At 61.4% G+C, this 20,870-nt stretch carries 34 protein-coding genes and 1 other RNA gene; all 35 read right to left on the bottom strand.

The annotated features are described in order from the left end of the window. Positions 1 to 4: 4 nt before the first annotated feature. The 35 genes from IU367_RS19300 to IU367_RS19130 all read right to left on the bottom strand — a co-directional run bounded on the left by IU367_RS19300 (position 5) and on the right by IU367_RS19130 (position 20,823). Positions 5 to 1,762, bottom strand: coding sequence for a phage tail tape measure protein (locus tag IU367_RS19300; protein ID WP_274452837.1), 1,758 nt, complete (start codon positions 1,760 to 1,762; stop codon positions 5 to 7). 139 nt (positions 1,763 to 1,901) lie between these two features. Continuing rightward, complete coding sequence (locus IU367_RS19295) at positions 1,902 to 2,273, bottom strand: phage tail assembly protein (RefSeq protein ID WP_274452836.1); 372 nt, start codon at positions 2,271 to 2,273, stop codon at positions 1,902 to 1,904. Between the two features lie 2 nt (positions 2,274 to 2,275). Then, the gene (locus tag IU367_RS19290) at positions 2,276 to 2,632 is read right to left on the bottom strand and encodes a phage tail tube protein (protein WP_274452835.1); all 357 of its coding nucleotides are present in this window, start codon (positions 2,630 to 2,632) and stop codon (positions 2,276 to 2,278) included. A 10-nt stretch (positions 2,633 to 2,642) separates the two neighbouring features. Then, a complete protein-coding gene (locus IU367_RS19285; RefSeq protein WP_274452834.1) occupies positions 2,643 to 4,133 on the bottom strand; it encodes a phage tail sheath subtilisin-like domain-containing protein in 1,491 nt (496 codons plus the stop codon). A 2-nt stretch (positions 4,134 to 4,135) separates the two neighbouring features. After that, entirely contained in the window at positions 4,136 to 4,318 is a 183-nt protein-coding gene (locus tag IU367_RS19280) for a DUF2635 domain-containing protein (RefSeq protein WP_274452833.1), read from the bottom strand. A gap of 8 nt (positions 4,319 to 4,326) precedes the next feature. After that, entirely contained in the window at positions 4,327 to 4,944 is a 618-nt protein-coding gene (locus IU367_RS19275; protein WP_274452832.1) for a hypothetical protein, read from the bottom strand. After that, a complete protein-coding gene (locus IU367_RS19270; protein WP_274452831.1) occupies positions 4,941 to 5,498 on the bottom strand; it encodes a phage virion morphogenesis protein in 558 nt (185 codons plus the stop codon). The genes IU367_RS19275 and IU367_RS19270 overlap by 4 nt, the downstream gene beginning before the upstream one ends. Next, a complete protein-coding gene (locus IU367_RS19265; protein WP_103259304.1) occupies positions 5,498 to 5,932 on the bottom strand; it encodes a gp436 family protein in 435 nt (144 codons plus the stop codon). Before IU367_RS19265 ends, IU367_RS19270 begins: the two co-directional genes overlap by 1 nt. Before the next feature lie 3 nt (positions 5,933 to 5,935). After that, complete coding sequence (locus tag IU367_RS19260) at positions 5,936 to 6,484, bottom strand: hypothetical protein (RefSeq protein ID WP_274452829.1); 549 nt, start codon at positions 6,482 to 6,484, stop codon at positions 5,936 to 5,938. A gap of 34 nt (positions 6,485 to 6,518) precedes the next feature. After that, on the bottom strand, positions 6,519 to 7,028 hold the full coding sequence (locus IU367_RS19255; protein ID WP_274452828.1) for a tail needle knob protein: 510 nt from the start codon (positions 7,026 to 7,028) through the stop codon (positions 6,519 to 6,521). A gap of 3 nt (positions 7,029 to 7,031) precedes the next feature. Then, positions 7,032 to 7,286 carry a hypothetical protein gene (locus IU367_RS19250; protein WP_274452827.1) on the bottom strand — a complete coding sequence of 85 codons (255 nt, stop codon included), beginning with the start codon at positions 7,284 to 7,286 and terminating at the stop codon, positions 7,032 to 7,034. Between the two features lie 111 nt (positions 7,287 to 7,397). Beyond that, complete coding sequence (locus IU367_RS19245; RefSeq protein WP_274452826.1) at positions 7,398 to 8,297, bottom strand: Mu-like prophage major head subunit gpT family protein; 900 nt, start codon at positions 8,295 to 8,297, stop codon at positions 7,398 to 7,400. 15 nt (positions 8,298 to 8,312) lie between these two features. After that, a complete protein-coding gene (locus IU367_RS19240; protein WP_274452825.1) occupies positions 8,313 to 9,263 on the bottom strand; it encodes a phage protease in 951 nt (316 codons plus the stop codon). A 351-nt stretch (positions 9,264 to 9,614) separates the two neighbouring features. Continuing rightward, a complete protein-coding gene (locus tag IU367_RS19235) occupies positions 9,615 to 10,406 on the bottom strand; it encodes a phage head morphogenesis protein (protein WP_274452824.1) in 792 nt (263 codons plus the stop codon). Beyond that, on the bottom strand, positions 10,399 to 11,967 hold the full coding sequence (locus tag IU367_RS19230; RefSeq protein ID WP_274452823.1) for a DUF935 domain-containing protein: 1,569 nt from the start codon (positions 11,965 to 11,967) through the stop codon (positions 10,399 to 10,401). Before IU367_RS19230 ends, IU367_RS19235 begins: the two co-directional genes overlap by 8 nt. After that, positions 11,964 to 13,559, bottom strand: a complete 1,596-nt coding sequence (locus tag IU367_RS19225) for a terminase large subunit domain-containing protein (RefSeq protein WP_274452822.1) — start codon at positions 13,557 to 13,559, stop codon at positions 11,964 to 11,966. Before IU367_RS19225 ends, IU367_RS19230 begins: the two co-directional genes overlap by 4 nt. Next, the gene (locus IU367_RS19220) at positions 13,559 to 14,137 is read right to left on the bottom strand and encodes a DUF3486 family protein (protein WP_274452821.1); all 579 of its coding nucleotides are present in this window, start codon (positions 14,135 to 14,137) and stop codon (positions 13,559 to 13,561) included. Before IU367_RS19220 ends, IU367_RS19225 begins: the two co-directional genes overlap by 1 nt. Positions 14,138 to 14,139: 2 nt before the next feature. Continuing rightward, a complete protein-coding gene (locus IU367_RS19215; protein ID WP_265344171.1) occupies positions 14,140 to 14,271 on the bottom strand; it encodes a hypothetical protein in 132 nt (43 codons plus the stop codon). Then, complete coding sequence (locus IU367_RS19210) at positions 14,268 to 14,507, bottom strand: hypothetical protein (RefSeq protein WP_274452820.1); 240 nt, start codon at positions 14,505 to 14,507, stop codon at positions 14,268 to 14,270. The genes IU367_RS19215 and IU367_RS19210 overlap by 4 nt, the downstream gene beginning before the upstream one ends. A gap of 17 nt (positions 14,508 to 14,524) precedes the next feature. Further along, positions 14,525 to 14,821: a VpaChn25_0724 family phage protein gene (locus tag IU367_RS19205; protein ID WP_337999321.1), complete on the bottom strand. Its 297-nt coding sequence runs from the start codon at positions 14,819 to 14,821 to the stop codon at positions 14,525 to 14,527. A gap of 11 nt (positions 14,822 to 14,832) precedes the next feature. Beyond that, on the bottom strand, positions 14,833 to 15,156 hold the full coding sequence (locus IU367_RS19200; protein WP_274452819.1) for a DUF2730 family protein: 324 nt from the start codon (positions 15,154 to 15,156) through the stop codon (positions 14,833 to 14,835). Continuing rightward, on the bottom strand, positions 15,146 to 15,388 hold the full coding sequence (locus tag IU367_RS19195) for a TraR/DksA C4-type zinc finger protein (RefSeq protein ID WP_274452818.1): 243 nt from the start codon (positions 15,386 to 15,388) through the stop codon (positions 15,146 to 15,148). Before IU367_RS19195 ends, IU367_RS19200 begins: the two co-directional genes overlap by 11 nt. Continuing rightward, positions 15,388 to 15,993, bottom strand: a complete 606-nt coding sequence (locus IU367_RS19190; protein WP_274452817.1) for a hypothetical protein — start codon at positions 15,991 to 15,993, stop codon at positions 15,388 to 15,390. Before IU367_RS19190 ends, IU367_RS19195 begins: the two co-directional genes overlap by 1 nt. Continuing rightward, on the bottom strand, positions 15,981 to 16,295 hold the full coding sequence (locus IU367_RS19185) for a hypothetical protein (RefSeq protein ID WP_103259292.1): 315 nt from the start codon (positions 16,293 to 16,295) through the stop codon (positions 15,981 to 15,983). Before IU367_RS19185 ends, IU367_RS19190 begins: the two co-directional genes overlap by 13 nt. Position 16,296: 1 nt before the next feature. After that, on the bottom strand, positions 16,297 to 16,878 hold the full coding sequence (locus IU367_RS19180; protein ID WP_274452816.1) for a glycoside hydrolase family 108 protein: 582 nt from the start codon (positions 16,876 to 16,878) through the stop codon (positions 16,297 to 16,299). A gap of 163 nt (positions 16,879 to 17,041) precedes the next feature. After that, positions 17,042 to 17,509: a Mor transcription activator family protein gene (locus IU367_RS19175; protein WP_274452815.1), complete on the bottom strand. Its 468-nt coding sequence runs from the start codon at positions 17,507 to 17,509 to the stop codon at positions 17,042 to 17,044. An 89-nt stretch (positions 17,510 to 17,598) separates the two neighbouring features. Beyond that, complete coding sequence (locus tag IU367_RS19170; protein WP_236267756.1) at positions 17,599 to 18,069, bottom strand: hypothetical protein; 471 nt, start codon at positions 18,067 to 18,069, stop codon at positions 17,599 to 17,601. 23 nt (positions 18,070 to 18,092) lie between these two features. Next, a complete protein-coding gene (locus IU367_RS19165; RefSeq protein ID WP_274452814.1) occupies positions 18,093 to 18,719 on the bottom strand; it encodes a gp16 family protein in 627 nt (208 codons plus the stop codon). Continuing rightward, complete coding sequence (locus IU367_RS19160) at positions 18,709 to 19,215, bottom strand: helix-turn-helix domain-containing protein (RefSeq protein WP_274452813.1); 507 nt, start codon at positions 19,213 to 19,215, stop codon at positions 18,709 to 18,711. The genes IU367_RS19165 and IU367_RS19160 overlap by 11 nt, the downstream gene beginning before the upstream one ends. After that, positions 19,205 to 19,462, bottom strand: coding sequence for a hypothetical protein (locus IU367_RS19155; RefSeq protein WP_274452812.1), 258 nt, complete (start codon positions 19,460 to 19,462; stop codon positions 19,205 to 19,207). The genes IU367_RS19160 and IU367_RS19155 overlap by 11 nt, the downstream gene beginning before the upstream one ends. Further along, entirely contained in the window at positions 19,459 to 19,707 is a 249-nt protein-coding gene (locus IU367_RS19150; protein ID WP_274452811.1) for a hypothetical protein, read from the bottom strand. The genes IU367_RS19155 and IU367_RS19150 overlap by 4 nt, the downstream gene beginning before the upstream one ends. After that, positions 19,683 to 19,934 (bottom strand): hypothetical protein, encoded by a 252-nt coding sequence (locus IU367_RS19145; RefSeq protein ID WP_103259285.1) that lies wholly within the window; start codon positions 19,932 to 19,934, stop codon positions 19,683 to 19,685. Before IU367_RS19145 ends, IU367_RS19150 begins: the two co-directional genes overlap by 25 nt. A gap of 41 nt (positions 19,935 to 19,975) precedes the next feature. Then, an RNA gene (locus tag IU367_RS19140) (hammerhead ribozyme type II) lies at positions 19,976 to 20,040 on the bottom strand. Continuing rightward, the gene (locus IU367_RS19135) at positions 20,039 to 20,251 is read right to left on the bottom strand and encodes a hypothetical protein (RefSeq protein WP_274452810.1); all 213 of its coding nucleotides are present in this window, start codon (positions 20,249 to 20,251) and stop codon (positions 20,039 to 20,041) included. Before IU367_RS19135 ends, IU367_RS19140 begins: the two co-directional genes overlap by 2 nt. A 107-nt stretch (positions 20,252 to 20,358) precedes the next feature. After that, complete coding sequence (locus IU367_RS19130; RefSeq protein ID WP_274452809.1) at positions 20,359 to 20,823, bottom strand: hypothetical protein; 465 nt, start codon at positions 20,821 to 20,823, stop codon at positions 20,359 to 20,361. Between the last annotated feature and the right edge of the window lie 47 nt (positions 20,824 to 20,870).

The following is a 20,870-nucleotide window of genomic DNA, read 5'->3' as shown; positions in this document are numbered from 1 at the left end:
CTCCTTACGGCATCAGTGACGGGCCGTTATCCACGCGCACCGTCATGCCTGGGGCCGCGTCGCGGGCACGGACAGTGACCCGGTCATCGCTGACGCGGATATCGAGGGAGGCGGCCAGGTTGTCAGGGCGGGGGCTGGCCGTCACCCCTTCAGGGGCCAGCATATTGAATGCGGCGCTGCCTACATCACCCAGGGTTGTGCTCTTAGCCCACTTGCCGAAGGCGGTATCACCGATGGCCAGCTCGGCGGCATAGTCCACTGCGGGATAGAGCAGAGAACCGGCCAGCACATTGGCGAAGGCTGACTTCACCTTGCTGCCCTTGCCCCCCTTGCCGGGTTCGGTGCCTGGCATATCACCAGGCCCCATTCCGCCACCGCCAAACCCACTCCCAGGCATATTGACCACATAGACAGGCGTGGCACCCAGGTCTGCCATGGCACCACCCAAGCCGCCTGCGCCGCCCTTGCTGGGCTTGGCTGCATCCCAGACGCCCTTGGTCCACTTGACCGCATCGATCCCCTTCTTGACGGCCACCAGGCCACCCACGACCAGGGCGATGCTCTTGCCGGTCTCCAGCCAGTTCTGGACAGCATCCGGTTCCAGGCTGTTGATGGCATCGGCCAGCTCGGCAATGGGCTCGGCCAGTTGCTGGTTGGCGAACTGGCTCCAGCTGTTGCTGACCAGTTGCAGGCTGGCGGCGAAGTCACCCGCCGCCACGGCGGCATCATTGAGGGTTGTGCTGCCATCGCCGGAGAGTTTCAGGAACTCGTCGAATGCCTTGACGTCACTGGTCTGCACGAACTCGGCGATCACTGGCTTCAATGCTCGCTTGGCTTCATCTGTCAGATTCAATCCAGCCAGATTGCTAGAAAGACCTTTTGATTTTTTGACGATCTCTTCAATCAGCACCGGCAGCGAGCGCATGACCTCCTTGCCCTCCTTCAACTGCTCGGGTTCGAACACCTCAATGCCGCCCAGCTGCTTGAGCTTCTTGACAGTCTCAGGACGAGTCAGATCGCGGATGACGGACTCGAAGGCCGTGACTGCCTCGGCGTCAGATCCCACACCCTGGCGGATCACCTGCAAAGCGGCACCCAGCTCTGTCACCGCAGCGGCACCTTGGCGGCCTGTTGCGGCATAGGCGGCGAAGATCTTGGGGCCCTCCTTGGCCATGTTTCCCAGGGTAAAGGCCCCACTCTTGCCCTGCAGGTTGAGGGTATCGATGGCCCGCATGGCCATTTCGTTGTTGGTGATGGCCAGCTTCTTGAACTCGGTGAAGATGCCGCCGACCTCAGTACCGCCAGCACCGGTGGCCTGGATCACCGCCGCGATGTTGGGCAGGTTGGCCATGGCGTATTCCAGGTCGCCGGTCTTGGTCAGGATCTCTTCAATGGCGGAGGTTGCTTCGTTCGGGTCAATGCGGATGCCTTTGGTGTTGCTGACGGCATTGATCTCGTCTTTCAACGCCTTGGCCTTGTCGCGGCTGATCTCGGCGGCGATGGCGATGCGGGAGATCCGGCGGTCCAATTCGGCATAGCCTTTGACCGTCGCGCCCCCCACCACGGCCGCACCCAACGCCATATAGCGGCTGCCCATGGCATCGATACCCCGGCCAGCCGCTGCCGTCGACATCTTCAGCATGTTCATGGCCCGCTGATTATTGGCGGCGAACTGGCTCATGCTCTGAGAATATTGCCGTGACTTGGTGGCCAAGTTCCCCGCAAGGTTGATGACAATATCGGTGACGAGTTGCTTGGCCATGGCGATTCCTGTTTATTTTCTTGGCGTGATTGCTTGCTTTAATTGGTCAAAACGGCGCAGCAAGTGGCGCAGTGGCAAATATTTCAGCTCGGCTGTGGGGATATATTTGCTCATGGCCAACATGATCCCCATGACCGGTTCAGCCAGCTGAATCTTGTCGCCCCCGCTTGGCTAATTCTTCTGTCAGAGCCATGTCCAACTCCTGGGCTTTGCTTTGCAGCAACCCGAAATCTTCGACATGCAATTTCTTGATCATATTGATGGTGAGCGGCCCCGGTAATTCGCCGATATATTCCACCTGACGGCAAAGCAGGTTCAGGCCATAGAGCACATCGCTGGTATACGCCACCGCTTTGCCGTTCTGCACCACGACCTTTTCGGCATCGATCTGGGCATCAATCAGATCAGCGGCGGTCAGTTCGCGCAGGCCGACTTCACGATAAAGGAGCGGCTCATCGCCGCTCCCCATCGCCTTCAGCCCGTGTTCGAGTTGGAAGGTGATCAAGGCCATGGTCAGATCCTCACTACCTTGTCACCGAAGAAGGTGGCGGCGATGTCGCCAGACTCTTCACGCAGACTGGCAGGCTCTGCCACTGCAGAACCGGTCATCATGTAGCTGACCCCATTATCCCCTTCCCACACCAGGGTGGCGTTCTCGATGGCGTTGATCTCCATGACATCGACGTCTTCGTCGGCGGCGATCACCAGCTCAATGCTGGGCGCGGTGTAGCGTTTACTCGTGCCGCGCACTTTGCCACCACCGGTGTGCTGAGTACGGGTAAATCCGCCCGGGTTGAGCACGGCTCCGGTCTTGGTTTTCAGTTCTTTACCATTCGCTCGAATGGTCACTTCACCCAGGATCATTCCCATGGTGCTCTCCTTACAGTTTGAACTGGATCAGGGCTGCAAAGACGCGCAGCTGGTTGACAACGTCCGGGTGGCAGACGCAGTTGAGGCGGTTGCGATCGCTGGTGTCGCGGGTCACATCCAGGGTTTCTTTGAACAGGTCAAAGTTTTCCATCAGGCCCGCACTCACCCAGCCGAGCGCCACTTCCAGGATTGCCTGACGCATCAGCTCAGGCGTGACCACCGGCTGGGCAGGGTCGAGCTGGGGCAGCACGTTGTCATCGGCCAGCTTGTGGCGCGGGTAACGGTTGGTGACCATCACCTTCACGTCATAACGCATCTTGCCCAGGGTGGCCGGGGTGGTGATGTCCAGGTAGCTGGGGTCGGGGTCGCCGTAACTGTTGAGCTGGTACATCGAGATCTCGCGCTCGATGGCCACCACGTCGCCTGGCTGGATCTGGTGGGTCGCGATGCCTGACTTGAGCAGGTTGTTGCGCTCGTCAAAGGCGAAGCGGTCGGCTTTGGCCGGGGCCAGGATGCCGGGCAGCACCAGGGTCTGCAGCGGCCGCGCCGGATCGATGGCCAGGTGATAGGCCGCGATGCCGCAATAACTGGCGGCCCACTCCCAGATCGGGCTCGGCGACTTGCTGGTGCCGATGCAGGAGATCAGGAAGTCGTTGCGCCCCTCGCCGAAGGTGATGGTTTCGCCGTAAGTGCCCCGGAACGCGGTATAGGCGATCGCCTCGCTCATCTTGAGCGGCCCCCAACGTTCGAGCAGCTCGTCACGCAGGGTGTTGAGGCTGGCCGTATCGTTGAACGGCATCATCATGTGGTTGTACCACTCATCCGGCATCGCGCTGATGACGGCCGCCATGTCGGGCGCGCCGGATCCGCCGGTCATGGCCACGGTGGTGATGGTCACCCCGGGCGGCAGCTGTTCGCCGGCGTTGTAGTTGTAACGCAGATCGATACTGTTGCCGGTCAGGCCCTTCCATTTCGCGGTGATGTTGACCTTGGCGGTATCGACCCCATCCACGGCGGCGGTCACCGTCAGGTTCTTGGCGGCGTTGACGGCGGCGGCCACGTTGGTGGCGATGGTGGCAGCGGTGGCAGCAGCAGCCACGCCCACCTGCAGCAGCTGGCCGGCGATCAACAGATAAAGGGTTCCCGCCTGGGTTGCAGGGCCGGTGAACTTGAACGAACCGGCAGCAGCCGCGCCTGCGCTGATATCGCCGATGGGCAAGGCGAAGGTGCGGGTGTAGCTGTTGGCCTTGCGGTAGCGCTTGGCGGCCAGCGCCATCATGGAGCCGACGCCGAACAGGCTATCGATGGCCGACTCGCTGACCGGCACCTCGACCACCTGCAGCGGCGTGGCAGTACCGGCGTCTCCGCCAGCGTCGATCATCTGGCCGAACAGCATCACGTTCTGATCCTGGGCGATGTTGCCGCTCAGGGCCTGGCTGTTGTCGATCTCGATATAGACGAGCGGCACGCGCACGTCATTGGGGATGGTTCCGAGAGCCATGGTCACTCCTTCACTTGCGGTTTCTTGGTGGCCTTGGCGGCCGGTTTCACTTCGACGACATCACCATCGGCGAGCCGCTTGAGCCAGAAGCTGGTGCGCGGTACCCGCTCACCTGCTGCGGCCAACTTGCTGCCATCCGGCTTGCGGATGGTCAGCCCTTCTTTCGGTTTCAGGTGCAGTTCCACGATTGCTCCTAGGGGGTGGGGCCAGGCAGGTTGATCGTTGCCTCGCAGACGGGGGCGCCATCGGCCTGTTCGGCCTTGAAGTTGAAGCGCAGGAAGTCGTCCAGGGTGGTTTCGTCAATGGGGTCATCCAGCGGCCAGTCCTGACGCCAGGTGACCCCCCAAATTGCCAGCCCCAGCTTGTCGATGGCGGTGGTGTAGAGATTGTCAGATCGCACCGCTTCCGGTGCCGAGCTGGCACCGGTACCGACCCAACCGCCCTTGAGCATCAGGGCCTTAGCCAGACGACCTGCGATCACCTCGGCCCGCTGGTCTTTGGCGTAGGCGAACAGATCGGCACAGAAGACGAAGGCGGCAAATTCGACGGTGCCGACCAACCGGCTGCCCTGGTTCTGCATGGCCACCACCCGCTGGGCGCAGATACGCACGCCGCCATCCTTGCCACTCATCCAGCGCTTGATGTCGTCCGCCTCATTGAAGCGGCCGATATGGCGCTCCACGGTCTGGACGCGGTCGATCTTGCGATCGGCACCGGGTCCGGTCGCTTCCAGGTAGGGCTTGAGGTACTGCACCACGGCTTCGCAGGCCGAGACGGTGCTGCCGATGGTGCCAAAATCCGGGCGGCTCATAGGCCTGCCTCCTTCATCACGTCTTGCCAGAAGTCGCCGATCACGGCGAGCAGCTCGGTCTGGTTGTCACTGGAGAGACCCAGGAACTGGCGTTGGGGGATCTCCATCTGGCGGGTGAACGACCCCACCGACTGATAAACCGGGAAGGCCAACGCCTTGCCGAACGCCTGGGTGATGCGGCGGATATGGGCTGGCACCTGCACGGCACCGCTGAATCCGTCTTGATGCACCCCGGCATAGGCCAGCGCCGAGCCCACCCGCACGCTGTTGCGCTGTACCTGGTATTCGATGCTGTCGAGCAGATCGCCATCGCCCTGCAGCAGGCTTTGGTTGCCGTGGCGGGTCTTGGCGTAGTCCGCCGACCAGGGTGCCCAGGGCGTACCGTCCGGTGCGGTCTTCTCGTCACTGATGCGGCGGCGGGTCTGGCTTTCAGCCACGGCGCCGATGCTTTCCAGCAGCTCGGCCTTGTGGTCGCTGCGCCCCAGGGTATCGAGCAGGCGCTGATAACGGGCCAGCTCGACGCCATGGGTTGAGACCTCGACCGAGACGGCCATCAGAGCACCCCACGCAGCGAGTCACGGGTGAACAAGCGCTCGCCCTCTTGCACCAGCTCCACCTTGCCGACCGCGCCCTCTGGCGGCATGTCAGGGGTGGGCAGGCCTAGATCCACCTTGCCGGCAGCAATCTCTTTGACCTTGGCGATGGCCCGGTCGTATCGGTCTTGCAGCAGGTTGGTGACCTGGGGATCGCGATCACCCAGCCAGTAGAAGGCGATGACGATGGCCTGGCGCTTGAGCAGATCCGGCACGGTCGGCAGCGGCAGCACAAAGCGACGAGACAGGTAGCCGTTGATCTCGTCATCAGCGGCCGTCAGCGCCTCATCGATCCAAGTGTCGTTGAGGGTGTCAGTCGAGCGGTCGAGGGCGAAGTTGTAGAGCATGCCCTCGTCACGGTCGATCAGGTCCTGCTTCGTCGCATAGATAGCCATGGGTTAGTCCTTGGTCACTTCACTGTCGGGTACCACGGTCAGCCAGGATTCCTGGTGAACGCGCTGTGCTTCTTCCGGGGTCAGGTAGCAGCACGGGATAGCGCAGTCGTGGTCGTGGGGCACAGCGGCCTTGTTCTCGACCACAAACACCCGGGTGGGGCTGGAGTGCAGGAAGTGCACCTGGCAGCGCCAGAAGCCAGCCGGCGACTTGGCCTTGACGTCGAACTGGCCGAGCAGCCAGTCGGGCAGATCGCTGGTCACGGCGTCGCTCAGGTTCGCCCCTGGCGCGCTGGATGCGCCGATAACTGCGGCACTACCCTGGTCACCGGCGTTCTGGGTGGTCGCTGCTGCCGCTGCAGCTTCTGCGGCCAGCCGCGCCTCTTCGGCGGCCTGCTGCTCCGCTTCCAGGCGGGCGGCTTCTGCGTCCGGGTCTACCAACACAGCCCCGTCTTTCTTCTGTTCGGCTTGCGCTTGCACCTGCTCGGTACCTGCGCCCACTGCTGCCGCTGCCAGCGGCTGGCTTTTGTCGTCTACTTGCTTGCGAGGTGCCATTTCAATGCTCCTGTAAAGGGGTGGTAAAGGCGACTTACACCGCCGAAATTTGGGTTTGCCTTGTGGCCTGCTCGGCAATGATCAGCACGGCTGTGGCCGTGAATGAGCCGTTGTTAGAGCGGATCACCGGCTTGGTGCCGTTGGTGGCGATATAGCCGCCAGCATCAATGGAAAGTGGGGCGGTCAACGTGATGACATCTTCCGTCACCTGCACATCTCGACTTTCAACCAGTCGGTTACCGTTGGTACCGATGAAGTCGAGCTGCATCGATCGCTGGGCCGAACCACCGGACCAACTGCCCACCAGGTTGAGCTTGAACGTCAGGGTGTCATTGCTGTTGAAGGCGTTCAGTTTGCTGCTGGTCGTATTGAAGAACGGGGCCAGCGTGCCTGACTGCGGAGCAGGTAAGGCATTGAGCCACGCGATCAGGTCTACGTTGGTGTCGGCTGCCAACACGGCGGCCGGCCCAGTCAACGCAGTCCACGACACTTCGCTCTTCTTGCGCTTGGGTGCCAGGTAGACGAATGCCTTCGCTAATGGCATGGCTTAGCCCTCCGTCACTACCAGCACGCCGCTGCCCGAGATGGGCAGCCGCGCGTACAGGTTCTGGGGGGGATCAAAGCTCCAGGCCTCACGCTGGCCACGGCCAAGGTGATGGCCAACCGTCACGCTCGGGGCAGGCAGCGCAGCATCGGTGCGATAGAGCACGATCTGGTTGGTCTGGTTCTCCAGGGTGCCGCTACCGGCCGCGGAAACCAGCACCCAGGCATCAGCACTCAGCGCTTTGGTGATCGTGGCCATGGGGTTCTCCAGGGGGCCTGGGCTTCGACGCTTGGAAGCTCCACCCAGGCCTGGTTGATGGATGCCTGGGCTTCATCGCAGTGAAGCTCTGCCCAGGCCAACGGGCGCCGGTTACACGAGGTAACGGGAGACAACGATCTCGACGTTGTTGTAATAGATGTTCGACTCGCCGTTTTCGAGGTACTCGCGACTGACAATCTTGCGGGCTGCCGCTTCGTTGCTTGGCCCTACCACCAGGGTGGTGGCCATGGTGCCGAGCGGGGTTCCGTTGGACTTCTTCATGCTGGCCAGCTTGGTCTTGGCCGCCTCGAAGTTGGCCGCATCCAGCACAGTCTTGGAGCCGATTGCCGTCTGCGGGAAACCGAAGCCATAGCCATGACGACCGTCAACCCCCTGTGCCACCATGTTGTTGAACCAGGCGTATTCGCTAGTCGCGCCAACGAAGTCCAGCACTATGGGTTTCCGTTCCTGGAAGATGACCGGCAGCAGGATCTGGCTGTTATCCAACAGGAACCAGGCAGCACCGGTATCGGTGCCCGGGTCACCAATCACGTTGGAGAAGGTGCTGGCCGGGGTGGTATCCAGCGGGTGGTCGGTGTCGAAGAAGTTCTGGCCGTCATAGCAGAGGGTGCTGAAACCCGCCGCCAGCAGGGCATAGGATTTTTTATCCGGGAACAGGCCGCTTTCCTGACCCCAGGCGCGAGCCAGCACCGAATACTTTCCGATCTTGTCATCGTCGAGGTCTTCGCGCTTGATCTTGATCGAGGCTTCATAGGTGACGTTGGGGATGGCATAGCCATGGGAACCCAGCTCTTTGAGCATCCGGTCACCGACCCATTCTTCGATACCAGGCAGGTCTTTGAGCCAGCCATAAAACTCGCTGGAACCAGAACTGGGAACCTTGGTGGCAATCTTGTCCCACTGCGGCGTGGCACGGTTGAGCCCTTCAACGAAGGCGGCATTAGAGCCGACGGTCAGGGCTTCGATAATCTGCGCTTCAGTAAAAGCCATGGTCAGACTCTCCGGTTAGTAAGTTGGCTTGTGGTGGCGGTTGGCCAACCAGGTTTCAGGCTTGACGCCCATCGCGCGACACAAGGCCAGCTCTTCCTTGCTCAGGGCCCCGTTGTTTTGCTGGGTGGTGGTGCTCACCTGGCTGGCATCGGCGATGACCGGCGCGGCCTCGACGAACTTCTTGAACTGCTCGACCCCGCCTTCGGCACGGCACATGCCGAGGAACATCTCTTTATTGGCCGGGGCGATCTTGCCGGCGGCGATGGCATCATCGACCAGGGCGCCCAGCTTGGCCTCTTCGGTCTGCTTGACTTTGTCCTCGGCGGTGGTAGCGCGATTCAGGGCCAGCTCGTAGGTCTCTTTCGGGACGAACTTGGTCAGGTCAGGGCCTGCAGCGGCACGGTTCAGGGCCAGCTGGTGATCGGCCTTGATGGTATTGATGGCGGTGAGCGCGGACGCAGTATCCGCATCAGCACCCAGACCCAGGGCTTGGGTCAGTTCAACGGGCAAGGGCATTGGAGTTTCCTCACGGTTCAGGGCAGGGAGTTGATCGAGGTTGGGCTCGTTGGTCAGGCCGACGCTGGCAATGCTCAGCACGGTACCGGCGTCGTCGAAGGTGAAGGCCGGGGAGTAGAAGGCATATTCCTTCTTCTCCAGCATCTCGCGCCCTTCGCTGTTCCAGTCCACCATGCCCCACACTTCGCCGCCGATATTCTGCAGGGAGAGGATCCAGCCGATGGCCGGGGCCTTCTCGCCCTTGGGGCCTTTGATGTGGGTGGCATGCTCAACGTCGAACGGACGTTTCTTGGTGAACGCGGCTACCACGGCATCCGGGTTGCTGTTGTTCCAGGTACGCCCGTCATTGCCGCTGAATACCCCGGGGGGAACCAGCGGAAGCCAGACCTGTTCGTTGCGCACGGTCTGGCGCGACAAGTCAAAGCAGAGGGCAAGGTGGATCTTGGGCATGGCTCGCTCCGTCACATAACAACCTCCCGCCAGGTGGCTGTGGGTTGAATGGAACACGGTATGTGTGTGGACGTTGAGAGCATGGCGCCACGGGTCATGGCGATGTGAGTGACGGTTTTCGCCGGATGGCGGCATGGGGTAACGAGGAAGAGATGCCCGGTGCGGGGTGATGACCGGACATCAACAGGGTACACAGGATCCTGACGGACGAGAAGAGGGGCAATCCAGCACAGGGTGAGGCGGGGCCATTATCGAGGGTTCTCCACCGCCTCACACCATCTTTAAACCACCTTTAAACAGCGCCAGATTCTATTTGGGCCAGTTCATGAATACGCTGGTAGCCCAAAACGCTCACAGCGGCTCTGAGAGCGCCTTACGCATGGTTTGTTCCTTGGCTGCCAAGTCGGCATTGAGGGCCTGCTCGCGGCTCTTGCCCGGGTTGTAGTTCCATCCCGGCTCGATCCCCTTTGGCAGGGTCTCCACTTCCCCGGTGCGGGTGTTCACCCATTCCTTGGTGCCATCTGCCGGCGCGGCGAACTGATAGCCCTGGGTGTCTTCGAGCTTGGCGTATTCAAACTTGCTGATCTGGCGCACCCAGCAGTGACAGCCCCAGCCGTTGGGCGGCATGTGTGTTTGCCACCAGGGATCGTCCACCGGCAGGGTGATGCCGTTCCAGCTGACATGCAGGGCGCGGTGCTCACGGGCCGGACCGAGCTGGTAGACCAGATAGGGCATGGCCCGCTTGGTGCGCTCGATGCGCTGCCACTGGCCAGCGGCGCGGGCGGTGCGCATGTTGGTGCGGTAGATGGTCTTGATGCGCCCCTCGCTGCCGAGCTGCACCCGCTTGGTTTCACCGGTGGCGGGGTCGTCCATCTCCTGGATGCCCCACCACCCTGACTTCACCAGCAGCGGCTTGATGGCCGCCGCGAACTGCTGATAGGTCTGGCCCTCGGCCAGGGCTTGTTCGACCAGGGCCCGCACCTCGACCAACAGATCGGCGTTGAGCATCTTGGCCACGGTGAAGGCGTTGGCCTGCTCCTCCAGCCACACATCCCGATAATCGAACCCGGGCTGAATGCCCTTGGCCTTGAACCAGTCCAGCGCCGCCTGGGGCGGAAAGTTGGTAGTCTTGGGTTCAGGCATCTTGCGCATCCCCCATGCCGCGCATCCTGAACAGGTAATCGGCCAGTTGCGGGGTGAAGGTGTCGGCGCCCAGGGTCTCCTGCAGGGTCAGCAGACCCGCGTTGAATTCCTCAAAACTGGTTGCTGTCTTGGCCAGCTCGATGAGCGGGTTCATGAAGTCCTCGCCGCCCACCTCGACCCAGTCGCTCATCGCCTCGTCGGTCAGCTGCTCGATGGCCTGCTCGCTCGGTTGCTGGATCCGGTTGATGGCGAGGCGCTGGGGTTGTCGCCTGTTCATGGCCAGCGGCTGCATGGCCGGCAGCTGCATGGCGCTCAGCGGCTGCAGGGTGGTTTCTTCAGGCTTGGGCGCCGCCAGCCCGAACTTCTCTTGCATCGCGCTCTCGCTCACCTTCATGCCGCGATCGATCAGCGGCATCAGGCTATCGACCAGCAGCTTGAGGTCTTCCGGCTCCGGCACCCGGATGCAGACGCGCGGGTATACCTTCTGCACACCCCAGTTCAGCACGATGAAAGGCTTGACCAGGTACTCGTTGATGGTGGCTTCGAGCTGGCGGGCGTCCCACTTCGCGATGTCCAGGCGCACTTCGTTGTGCACCGTGGCCTGGGCGCGGCTGCTGCCATCGTCGGTGGTCATGGTCTGGCCCAGCACCGCCTTGCTGGTCTGCTCGTCTGCCCAGCGGGCCATGTTCTCGAACAGGGTATCGCCGCCGTTCCCCTTCGCCGTTTCGACCAGCTCCACCATCATGCTGTCAGGGATCACCGCGCCGGCGTCGCTGGCGATGGTGGCGATGGCGTTCTTGAGGGTGGCGATCTGATCGGTGGTGGCGTTGGGGCCGTACTTGCCTACCCGGATGGGGATGCCGAACACTTCGGCGAACGCCCACCAGTCCCGCACCGTGAAGCTTTTCAGCATGTACATCACGGCGCAGAGGCGGGTCAGGCCGTTGCGCCAGATGCTGCCGCTCTTGGTGCGCGGCAGGTGGATGATGAACTTGTATGGCTCCAGCGCCTTGCCCTGTGGGGCGTCGTCACTGATAAGCAGGATCTCGCTCAGGGTCTCGGCATCCGGCCGCAGATAGCGGGGGTCGACCCATTTGTAATCCTTGTGCACCCAGGGGGTGACGGTGGTATCCCACAGGATCTGGCACACCCCCATGCCCTTGCCCAGGCCATCGAGCAGGTCGAAGAACAGCTCGGGGATCTGGTCACTCTCCATCAGCAGGCGCACTTCGTCTGCCAGCTTCTTGTCGAAAGCATCCTCACTGGCGGCCTCGACACTGGGCGGCAAGGCCGCCACGGCCAGCTTGCGGGTACGCAACACGGATGCGTAGTGCAGATCCCGCTCTTCGATCTCTTCGGCCAGGGTCATGTAATCCTGGGGATTGTTGCCATCGACCACCGCGCGCAGCAGCCCCGCCAGACGCTGGGGGGTAATGGTGCTGGCCACGCTGTTGGGGCGCGGGTTGCGCACGCTGGTGGTGTGGGCCAGTGCGATGTCTTCACTCAGCGCCGGCTTGTCGGGTTTGATGGGGTTGCCCCGTGCATCGAGAATGGTGGTCACAGTAATCCGCCTCCGTTACGCAGGCCACGGGTCAGGTTCATCTGCCGCTGGCCATCGTTGTCTTTCTGGGGGGCACCCACCTTGGCGATGCGGTGCAGTTCGTAAACATGGCTCTCGGCCCGGCTGGCCAGATAGGCCAGGAAGATGGCGACCGCCGAGTCGCCGTGGCGCTTGTTGCCATCACTGCCCTGGGTGCGGCTGTCGTCAATGCCGGGGGTGCCCCGGTAGATCTGGATCTGCCCCAAGTCGGTGATGATGTCTTCGTGCTTAGGCAGCGCCAGCTCGTCATCTTCAAAGGCCGCCTTGAAGCGCGGCATGTTCTCGCGGTAGAAGCCGACCGAGAGCATCACCTGCACCACCTCTTGGCCGTAGCGGTAGGCGGCCTGTTCGGCCAGGTACTGGCCATTGCCACGGGCATCGAGCCAGATGCCATCGCGGCGCGGCAGGCGATCGCAGATGAAATAGAGCGCCTGCTCCTGCTGTTTGAACGGGGTGTTCTTGAGCTCGACGGTGAAGGGCACCCGGCGGCGGGTATCCGGCAGCACCTGGATCGGGGCGAACACCGTCAGATCACCGGAGCGGGCGAAGTCTTCGCCCAGGGCGTGGCGATGGCTGCGATCCAGCTTCATCAGTTCGGGGAAGGCTTCGGCCTCCAGCCATTCCTGCATCTCGGCGTTGCGCTCCGATTCGCTGGCGCTGTTGAAGGTGGCCGACCCGGTAAAGCGCAGCACAGGCCCCTCGACCCGGCAGGCCCGTTCGCGCAGGCCACGGGGCAGATAGGCACCGCCGCCGCTCTTGGGCTCGCAGTAGTATTCTTCCCGGGCGTCTTCTTCGGTGGCACAGTCTGACAGCAGTTCTGCCAGCCATTTGCGCTCGCCCTCTTCGCTCCACGCCTCTTTCTTCTTGACCTGACAAATCCGCTTGTAAAGCCCTTCATTACAGGCGGTTTCAATATCGATGCGGTGAATGGAGTAGCTTTGCCGCTTGCCTGCTCGGGTTTCCATGATCAGGGTATTGAACAGGTTCTCGATACCGTTATGGGTCGAGATGATGCGCACCTTGCTGCCCCACATGGTCAAGGCGTTGGCGGCCTTGAGGATGGCGGCCAGGTCTTTGTGAAACGCCCCTTCATCGATCACCACGTTGCCCTGCATCCCCCGCAGGTTGCTGGGGTTCGAGCTGAGCGCCTTGATCTTGAAGCCGCTGGCGAAGTTGATGACGTAGACCAGGATGTCTTTGTCTTCGTTCTCCAGCACCTCTTCGCCGATCTCGCTGGCGGCAAAGTCGTAGGCCTTGGCCCACATAGAGGCGGCCTCGATAAACTCGCGGGCCATATCCTTGGTGGTGCCGACATAGAAGGTGTCGCAACCGCCGGCGGCAGTAGACATGGAGCCATTGAGCGCAGCATCGGCCGCTTCTGCCCAGGTCAGACCGGTTCGCCGCGACTTCTCGGCGATCTTGATTTTGGCCTGGTCAGCTATCCAGCGCTTCTGATAGGGCAGCAGCACCTCATTGGGATCGAACTGGCCGCCGATAATGGCGGCCGCTGATTGGTTGCGCAGGGCGTTTTCGGCTGGGGTCAGGTGGTTCATCACGCAATCCCCAAGATCTGCTGTTTAATCTGGGCGGCGGTCTCGGCCGTCAGCCCTGCCGACTTCACAATCTTCTCGGCAGCATTGGCGGCCTCGGCAGCGAACGCGGCGCGGATCTCCTTCTCCAGTTTCTGGTTCAGGATGGAAGATTGAGAGATCCGCTGATAGGCAAGGGCCAACTGATTGAACTGCTTGATGTCGATCATCTCGCCGTCTTCCGTGGCTTCCATCAACGCCATGGAGGTTTCCCATGCCATGGTCTTCATGTTCTCGGCCATCAGGTTGCCGATCTGACTGGTTGGGGCATCCCCCAGTTTTGACGTCAGCACCTCGGCCATTTCTCTCGCCTTGGCGATGCGGCTACCTGCTGCCTCTACCTGCTTCGAATAACGGTTCAACCCGGTGCGGCTGATCTGCTCTTCCGGCGGCAAGCCAGCTTCCAGGATCAGCTGATTGACCTCGGCCAGAATATCTTTCTGCGACATGTCGCCAGAGCGCAACATGGCCGCCAGCTGGCTGCGGATATCGGCTGGCAGCTGCTGGATCTTGCTCTTGGTGTTCTTGGTCTTGGTGGTCATGGTTACCCCAGCAGCTTGTCAACGAGCGGGGCCGTGCAGCCCCAGAGCGCATGGACCGGATCGCCAACGATGGGCAGGGCCAGCAGGTAGCCCACGGCCATCATGGCGGCGATATCCAGTAGGCGGGCTTTCATGCGTGGCCCAACCGGCGTGCGCGGCGGGTGGCCCGCCTGGCCTTGGCCTGACGCTGGGCCCGCTTGACGGACGGCAGCCCGCCATTGAAGGCGGGGCGGTAGCGGCTGGCGCGTTTCACTTGGCGGATGGCCTTATCGATTGGCGTTGCAGCCAGGGTTACCCCATCTGGCCAGTCTCTTATCATGGCGCTCAGGCCACCCAGCATCAGCCCCACCAGGGCGCGTTTCATTTTCATCAGCAGCTCCCTCATGGTCACACCGGACGCGGTTTCTTGACGCCATCGACCACGGCCTGGCCAGTGGCCACGTCGTCACCCCGGCCGGTCAGCTTGGCCACCAGGGTTTCGCCCACCTTCTCGACGGTGAGCAGCCCCTGCTCTTCCAGCCAGCGCATCTGGGTGCGCACCGCGTCGCGGCTGATGCTATGGCCATAGGCTTCCAGGCACGAATCCAGAATCGAATCGTTGGCCGAATAGCCGGTCATTTCCCGCAAGCTGCGCAGGATCAGCAGGCGCTGGTCCTGAACCACAACTTCTTTCATAGACGACATATAACCCCCGTTTATTTCTCGTTTAAACGCTGCTCAAGCAGCAGTTGAATCAGGTGATTTGCAGGTTTGAGCTGGGCGGTGAGCGCCTTTACATCCCCACGAAGCTCTTCGAGTTGAATGCCAAGGCTGTTGATTTGCTCCTGCGTAGGCAGGCTATCGACACGGGTTTCGAGGCTGGAAACGCGGGTGGTCAACTCGTCCATGGCAGTGCTCACTTCTTTCAGTTCTTCGCGGCGGGCAAAGGTCTTGCTCAACCACAACATGACGACGGTGGCCAGAATCGCCACCCCGGTGGTGATGACGCCCCACCACTTCGGGATCCAGTCAAACTCCATGGCGATGCCTCCCCAGTGTCTCTTGCCAGCTCTGGCAGGGGACGCAGCGCACGGCGTCTGGCGCTGCCTCCAGCCGCTCACTGGCAATCTGTTCACCACAGCTCAGGCAGAAGCGGTTGCCGGCGGCGTCCTGGTCTGGGGTTTCGGTAACACGCCTGGCCAGCTGGTTGGCCAGATCGCGGTCGCGGGTCTCTTGCTCATTTTTCTGGGCACGGTCAAACAGGTCGGTCATCAGCGCCTCGTCAGCAGCTTGGAGACGGCGCCGGTCACGGCGGATTGCACCTTCTGGCCGCTGCTCTTGGGGTGCGGGGCGAAGCCATCCAGGGTACGCAGGCCGAGATAAGCCCAGGCCGGGGTGCTGAGCATGGCGACCATGCTGAGATCGGCACCGGTGCCTAAGTCGGCGACGGCCAGCCCCTCGAACGCCAGCACATAGAGGGCGGTGACATACCAGGACTGACGCGCCATCAACGGCCGGGTGTTGCGCACATAGGTGTCGGTGGCGCCGTCGCCGCTGCGAATGGTCTCCTGGGTCTCGTGCTGCTCGTTCTGCTTATCGGCCAGTTGCAGCTCCATGCGGCGGGTCTGCTCCTTCTCCATCTCGGCCCTGAGCTTATCCAGCTCGAGCAACACGACAGGATCGGTGATGCGGCCGAGTTGTTCTTCGATGCTGGCCTGCTGCTGGGCAGCGGTCAGGTTGATGCCTGATACCTGCTCGACCAGGTCGGCCACCTTGTTGGCGGTGGCGCTGCCGCCAAACATGCCGGCGATCCCACGGATCAAGGCTGGGCCCTGCTGCACCGCGAGCGCGGCCAGGGCTGGGATTAACGGGAGCATGGGGATTCCTTATTGGCGGGGTCGGCGAACAGCGCACGCAGCCTGGCGCAGTGTTCGGCCACCTTGCTGTTGCCGGTGGTGAGGATCTTGAAACGATGCTTGTTGCGGGACTCATACACCTCGGCAGGGGTGACCGAGCGCCAGCCCTTGGCGAACTGGGATTGCATGGTGCCGTCATGGCTATGGAACGGCACGGCGCGATCGACATCGCACTCGGCGATCCCCTGCTCGGCGGCCTCTCGCTCCAGCTTGAGCCGCTGTTCGCGGCCATGGTCGAAACTCCATTGCCAGTTTCGGCCCATGTCAGGCCACCTTGCGATAGTCAGGGTTGGAACTGCCTTCGACCACCTGCCAGCAGGCATCTGACAGGTGCGCCAGCCGGTTGTGCCAACCTTCGAAAAAGCGGCCTTGGGAAGGGTTCTTGATAAGGATGCGGCCATAGAAGCGTGCGCGGCGCAGCAGCAGACGAGCCAGCACCCACTCGGGATCCATGCTGGCGATAGCAGCCTTGGTCTTGGGGCCGATGATGCCGTCATCCTTAACGCCCATGACTTCCTGCAGCATCTTGACCGAGCTGAGCCAGCCATGCTGGACGGCCCCATCAAAGACGGCAAGCGATACGCCGGCGGGTAGCTCGGCGCAATAGGCCTGACGCCAGTAGTCGCGGTGATAGAGGAAGATGGCCCGGTCGAGGGTCAGGTTCTTGATGTCTTCGTTGGGGTAGGCGCGCTTGCTGATGCCGGCCTTGGTCTCACCGCCCCGGTCTTTGGGGTCGTTGACATAGCCCATGTCTGGGCGAAAGGCGCCTTCTTTATCCAGCACGAAATGGATCGCATGCTGGAATGCCAGGCTATATGGCTGATTAAATTGGATGACGTTCGACATATCCACCTCACGGTTAATACGTCGAGTGTGCGGTGGCGGCGGGAATGGTTGGGAGCGACGGGTTTCGCCATGAAATAACAAAGGGCCAACGGGCCCTTTGTTATTTCAATATGGTGCGTGGTGATATGCGGGTCATATTGCCGTGAATTTTTCGAACGTCAAATTAATATAAGCGCCCATGCTTTTTGATTAATGACGGGGCGGCTTGTTCCGTTCCGGCAAACAGATCGCGCTGGCGGGCTCGGTTTTCGAGTTTGCGCATTCTGGCCAGGATATATTGGATCTCCCGCATCGATACCTTGAACTGGCGCGATAGCTCGTAGGTGTTGTTGCCGGTGAAGGCCTTCCAGACCATCATGCTGCGCACCATCACTTCGATGCTCTTGCCCTTGGGAAGATAGAAGCGGGCGCCACCAAAGGTGGTGGCGATGGCCGACAGCAGGATCACCGACAGGGATTCATCATCCCGGTGCTGCTCGATAGTGCGGTCGATCAGGGTGTAGAGATCCCGCAGGGTTTCCGGCCAGGCGGCCTCGGCATCTTCATTAAGCAGGCGGTCAAGATGATGACCCACCTCGTTCTTGCCCACAGCTTCACCAAACATTTCGATCTGCTCTTCGCGATTGCTCATGGCCGCTCCCTCCCGGATAAAACAACACCCAGCATGGCTGGGTGTTGAGATCATAACCTCCTGGATCGGGGCTCCCAAGGGGCAGGCTATCACTCCAGGGTGACGATGATCTGGTCCTTGTCGCTGCTGTACCAGGTGACCCGATAGGGTTGGATGCTCCCGGCCACGGTGGCATTGCACTGGCGAACGTCACCGAAGTCGGCGCTTTCCAGACGCTGCGCCGGGTTGGTGATCGCCATACCGGGCAACAGGCGGCCCAGCACCTCGGTCACTTCTGGCGAGGAGCACGCGGGCAAGGCTTCCTGGCGCATGGCATTGAAGGTGGTAGCGCCTACCAGTACCACCACAAGCGCCAACCCGACCCAGCGATTACTCGGCGCAGGGGCCTTGTCAGCGGGTGCCAGCTTGTTGCGCTTGTAGAGGTAGAACGGGAACGCGATGAACCAGATCACCGCCACGAACACCGCCCACCCAGCAGGATTGCGGGCCCCCTTCTTGTGTGAATCGAACAGCACCCAAACCGCGCAGGCCAGCACCACCAAACCGATCAATAACGTCATAACACCTCCAAAATAAAGGCCCATTATTGGGCCTTGTTGTTCAATTCGTCTATGGTCTCGTTTCCATCCAGCACCATGATTCGCGGCGGGCGCTGGCCCGGGTTTTCATAGGCATCCCGGATCAGGTCATAGCCCGGCTTGGCATCATGCCGATGGCTGAGGGTTTCAGGCACCGATTCACCCCGGGCGATGATGGCATCGGTCATCAGGCGAATGTGCCACTTTTTCAGCGCCTCCAACACCCGCTCTGCCTGGATGGAGGTGAGCCATTCCGCCCGGTTGATGCCCACGCCGCCGTTGGCATTGGCCGTCATCCTGCGAATGAAGCTGCCCAGGGCATCTTCCGATCCGTCGTGCAGCAGGCCGTCCTGCTTCATGGTGATCCAGATAGCCCGCAGCTTGCGCACCTCTGGAGCCTGCACATGGGTGGCGCTGGGCGGCGAACGGCGGCCAGTCGTGTTTCCCTTCACCTTGAACCCCAGCCCCTTCATAGCGATGACCACGGCCTCCAGCTGTGCGGCCTTGAGCCCCTTGGCAGAGCGGGATCCGGTGACCGACTCCAGCAGGGCGCGATAATCCTCATCATCCAGCCCCAGTTCGCGGCGGCCGACGTGCACCAGGGTAAGCAGACGCTTGGCATCAGGCTGCATGGCGGCCTCCGTTAAATTGATGGAGAGCGACGAACCGCTGCAGGTGCTCTGGGTCAACTTCTTCCCAGCTGATAAAACGGGGCTTGCCCTCCACTTCGCGGCGTTTGGCCCGCAGTTGTGTGGGGATGGTCTCGCTGCTAATGCGCGAGGCATCCAGCTCGAAGCCTTCCGCCACCGCCTTCTGGATCAGCCAGCGCAACCAGGAGTAATTGTTACCTGCGCCATAGACCTCTTTAGCCAGCAGACCCAGATAAACAGTGCCCTGATGCTGGGCCAGATAACGCTGGATGCGGCGCACCGTCAGCAATCCATCGTAAGTGATCAGTGAACGTGGCTCGATCAGTCCCTTATCTATCAGGGTGCGGATCCATCTCAGCATCTGCCGTTCAGAGCACTCTCCCAATGCCTCGGCCAGCATGGCCGCGCTCTTGTGGCGGTAGTCAGGAACCTGCTTGATCTTTTGCGCCAGGGCTTCCCAGCTGTGTTTATTCATCATCGTCTTGCTCCTCATCTGCATCGCTCACCGAGAGCGCAGCGACATAAATCTTGTTGGTCTTGGGCGGCTTGCCTTCTCGCCAGCGGGGCACGGTGCGATCAAGCCAGGCCATGGCCTTCTGGTCGTCTTCGGCCTTGGCCGCCTTCACGGCGGCCCGGTTCATCCCCTTATGCTGGCGGGTGACCATGCCGGGCATATTGGCCTTGACGTAGTCCACCTGACGTCGTTGGTAGGCGGTCAGCTTCATGCTGCTTTCTCCTTCCAACGCTTGACGGCGATCTCCCCCTCGCAGGCCTTGCAGTAGTGCTGCAGCCCATCGCAGGATCTGGCGCTGTTCCACACTGACCAGAAGGCCGTGTCTTGCGGCCAGTATTCGTTGCAGCCGCTGCAGAGCTTTTCCAGACCCATCTCGGGATCCAGCCTCGCCTTGCCAGAGGCCAGCCGCTTGGCCAGCAAGCCGGGTTTCATCAGTGGCGTGTATTCACCGTGCATACGGCCCCCTTGCCATTCCACTGCAGGCGGTCGGCCTCCAGCTCTGCCAGCAACTGTTCGGCGCCGCGCAGGGCATCACCGGCCAGATCGTTGGCGTGGTACTTTCTTGCGCCCCGTGACAGGGCAACAAACCGGCGCTGCAGCACCAGCTTCGCTTTCCAATCCAGCGCGATGGCCATCTCGCCATAGAGCCGGTTTAACAGGTTGTTCAGCACTTCTCGGGTCATAGCGTCCTCACTGGTTTCAGGAGTGGGTTATGACCGGGCCCGGTCGGCTGCTCATCAGTGCCTGGCAACCACGCCAGGCAGACGGGGGCGAGCCCCCGTTTCGCTTACTTGCCCAGCTGCTTACGCGCCTTGTTGACGATGGTGGTCAGCATGGCCAGGCGGGAGCGATGCTTCGCGGCTTGGCCGTACTGGTTGATGAAGTCGATGGCCAGCTGCGCATCGTCCAGGGCCTGCTGCGGGTTGCTTTGCAGTTGGCACTCCAGGGAGCTTTTGCCATCGGCCACGCTGGTGTTGAGCAGGTATTTCACGTTCGACATGTCGGTCACTCCCTACTTCACAATTTCGTACACCGCCCAGGCGGCAGCCGGGATCAGCAGCGCCCAATAGAGCGCCACCGCCAGATAGAAGGTCCGGGGTTTGATGCTCATGCCGTCACCTCTTTCAGCTCGCTGACCAGCTCCAACCCCTCGATCTTCTTGAACTGGCGCACCAGGGTTGCACTGCTGCCGAAGAAGGGGGATAGATAGAACTTCCCCTGTTTTTCTGGCTCCTTGCCATACAGTTCATTGGCAAACTTGGCGCCACACTCGCGCTTGGTTCTGGCATAGTTCACCAGTTCTTTCTTGCCATAGCGCTTGATGAACTTGTGGAAGTAGACCTGTTTAACCACCTTGTTCATGAACTCGTCAGTGGGGTCTATCTCGTCCAGATATTTCCACCAAATTCCCTTGATCGAACCATCGATATAAACCGGCAGAACGCTGGTGCTTTCGCTCTTTCGCTCACGGGTCACGAGAATTTCGTGCCCATGCAGCTTGAATTTGACCCACACCCAACTGCCTTTCAGCTCGGCCTCAATGGCCTTCCACTGCTCCTTGCTGATGCTCATACTGCCCCCAACTTTGCTTGTTCCTGGCCACCGACACCGGCATTCAG

The sequence above is a fragment of the Aeromonas bestiarum genome (assembly GCF_028751155.1).
Lineage (GTDB): Bacteria > Pseudomonadota > Gammaproteobacteria > Enterobacterales > Aeromonadaceae > Aeromonas > Aeromonas bestiarum.
The sequence above is the reverse complement of the archived record's forward strand: the minus strand, read 5'-3'. Positions and strand labels throughout refer to the sequence as shown.

Coding starts and splice junctions, on each gene's coding strand:
- IU367_RS19300 (WP_274452837.1), bottom strand. CDS start 1,762: ATGGCCAAGCAACTCGTCACCGATATTGTCATCAACCTTGCGGGGAAC.
- IU367_RS19295 (WP_274452836.1), bottom strand. CDS start 2,273: ATGGCCTTGATCACCTTCCAACTCGAACACGGGCTGAAGGCGATGGGG.
- IU367_RS19290 (WP_274452835.1), bottom strand. CDS start 2,632: ATGGGAATGATCCTGGGTGAAGTGACCATTCGAGCGAATGGTAAAGAA.
- IU367_RS19285 (WP_274452834.1), bottom strand. CDS start 4,133: ATGGCTCTCGGAACCATCCCCAATGACGTGCGCGTGCCGCTCGTCTAT.
- IU367_RS19275 (WP_274452832.1), bottom strand. CDS start 4,944: ATGAGCCGCCCGGATTTTGGCACCATCGGCAGCACCGTCTCGGCCTGC.
- IU367_RS19270 (WP_274452831.1), bottom strand. CDS start 5,498: ATGGCCGTCTCGGTCGAGGTCTCAACCCATGGCGTCGAGCTGGCCCGT.
- IU367_RS19265 (WP_103259304.1), bottom strand. CDS start 5,932: ATGGCTATCTATGCGACGAAGCAGGACCTGATCGACCGTGACGAGGGC.
- IU367_RS19260 (WP_274452829.1), bottom strand. CDS start 6,484: ATGGCACCTCGCAAGCAAGTAGACGACAAAAGCCAGCCGCTGGCAGCG.
- IU367_RS19255 (WP_274452828.1), bottom strand. CDS start 7,028: ATGCCATTAGCGAAGGCATTCGTCTACCTGGCACCCAAGCGCAAGAAG.
- IU367_RS19250 (WP_274452827.1), bottom strand. CDS start 7,286: ATGGCCACGATCACCAAAGCGCTGAGTGCTGATGCCTGGGTGCTGGTT.
- IU367_RS19245 (WP_274452826.1), bottom strand. CDS start 8,297: ATGGCTTTTACTGAAGCGCAGATTATCGAAGCCCTGACCGTCGGCTCT.
- IU367_RS19240 (WP_274452825.1), bottom strand. CDS start 9,263: ATGCCCAAGATCCACCTTGCCCTCTGCTTTGACTTGTCGCGCCAGACC.
- IU367_RS19235 (WP_274452824.1), bottom strand. CDS start 10,406: ATGCCTGAACCCAAGACTACCAACTTTCCGCCCCAGGCGGCGCTGGAC.
- IU367_RS19225 (WP_274452822.1), bottom strand. CDS start 13,559: ATGAACCACCTGACCCCAGCCGAAAACGCCCTGCGCAACCAATCAGCG.
- IU367_RS19220 (WP_274452821.1), bottom strand. CDS start 14,137: ATGACCACCAAGACCAAGAACACCAAGAGCAAGATCCAGCAGCTGCCA.
- IU367_RS19215 (WP_265344171.1), bottom strand. CDS start 14,271: ATGAAAGCCCGCCTACTGGATATCGCCGCCATGATGGCCGTGGGCTAC.
- IU367_RS19210 (WP_274452820.1), bottom strand. CDS start 14,507: ATGAAAATGAAACGCGCCCTGGTGGGGCTGATGCTGGGTGGCCTGAGC.
- IU367_RS19205 (WP_337999321.1), bottom strand. CDS start 14,821: ATGTCGTCTATGAAAGAAGTTGTGGTTCAGGACCAGCGCCTGCTGATC.
- IU367_RS19200 (WP_274452819.1), bottom strand. CDS start 15,156: ATGGAGTTTGACTGGATCCCGAAGTGGTGGGGCGTCATCACCACCGGG.
- IU367_RS19195 (WP_274452818.1), bottom strand. CDS start 15,388: ATGACCGACCTGTTTGACCGTGCCCAGAAAAATGAGCAAGAGACCCGC.
- IU367_RS19190 (WP_274452817.1), bottom strand. CDS start 15,993: ATGCTCCCGTTAATCCCAGCCCTGGCCGCGCTCGCGGTGCAGCAGGGC.
- IU367_RS19185 (WP_103259292.1), bottom strand. CDS start 16,295: ATGGGCCGAAACTGGCAATGGAGTTTCGACCATGGCCGCGAACAGCGG.
- IU367_RS19180 (WP_274452816.1), bottom strand. CDS start 16,878: ATGTCGAACGTCATCCAATTTAATCAGCCATATAGCCTGGCATTCCAG.
- IU367_RS19175 (WP_274452815.1), bottom strand. CDS start 17,509: ATGAGCAATCGCGAAGAGCAGATCGAAATGTTTGGTGAAGCTGTGGGC.
- IU367_RS19170 (WP_236267756.1), bottom strand. CDS start 18,069: ATGACGTTATTGATCGGTTTGGTGGTGCTGGCCTGCGCGGTTTGGGTG.
- IU367_RS19165 (WP_274452814.1), bottom strand. CDS start 18,719: ATGCAGCCTGATGCCAAGCGTCTGCTTACCCTGGTGCACGTCGGCCGC.
- IU367_RS19160 (WP_274452813.1), bottom strand. CDS start 19,215: ATGATGAATAAACACAGCTGGGAAGCCCTGGCGCAAAAGATCAAGCAG.
- IU367_RS19155 (WP_274452812.1), bottom strand. CDS start 19,462: ATGAAGCTGACCGCCTACCAACGACGTCAGGTGGACTACGTCAAGGCC.
- IU367_RS19150 (WP_274452811.1), bottom strand. CDS start 19,707: ATGCACGGTGAATACACGCCACTGATGAAACCCGGCTTGCTGGCCAAG.
- IU367_RS19145 (WP_103259285.1), bottom strand. CDS start 19,934: ATGACCCGAGAAGTGCTGAACAACCTGTTAAACCGGCTCTATGGCGAG.
- IU367_RS19135 (WP_274452810.1), bottom strand. CDS start 20,251: ATGTCGAACGTGAAATACCTGCTCAACACCAGCGTGGCCGATGGCAAA.
- IU367_RS19130 (WP_274452809.1), bottom strand. CDS start 20,823: ATGAGCATCAGCAAGGAGCAGTGGAAGGCCATTGAGGCCGAGCTGAAA.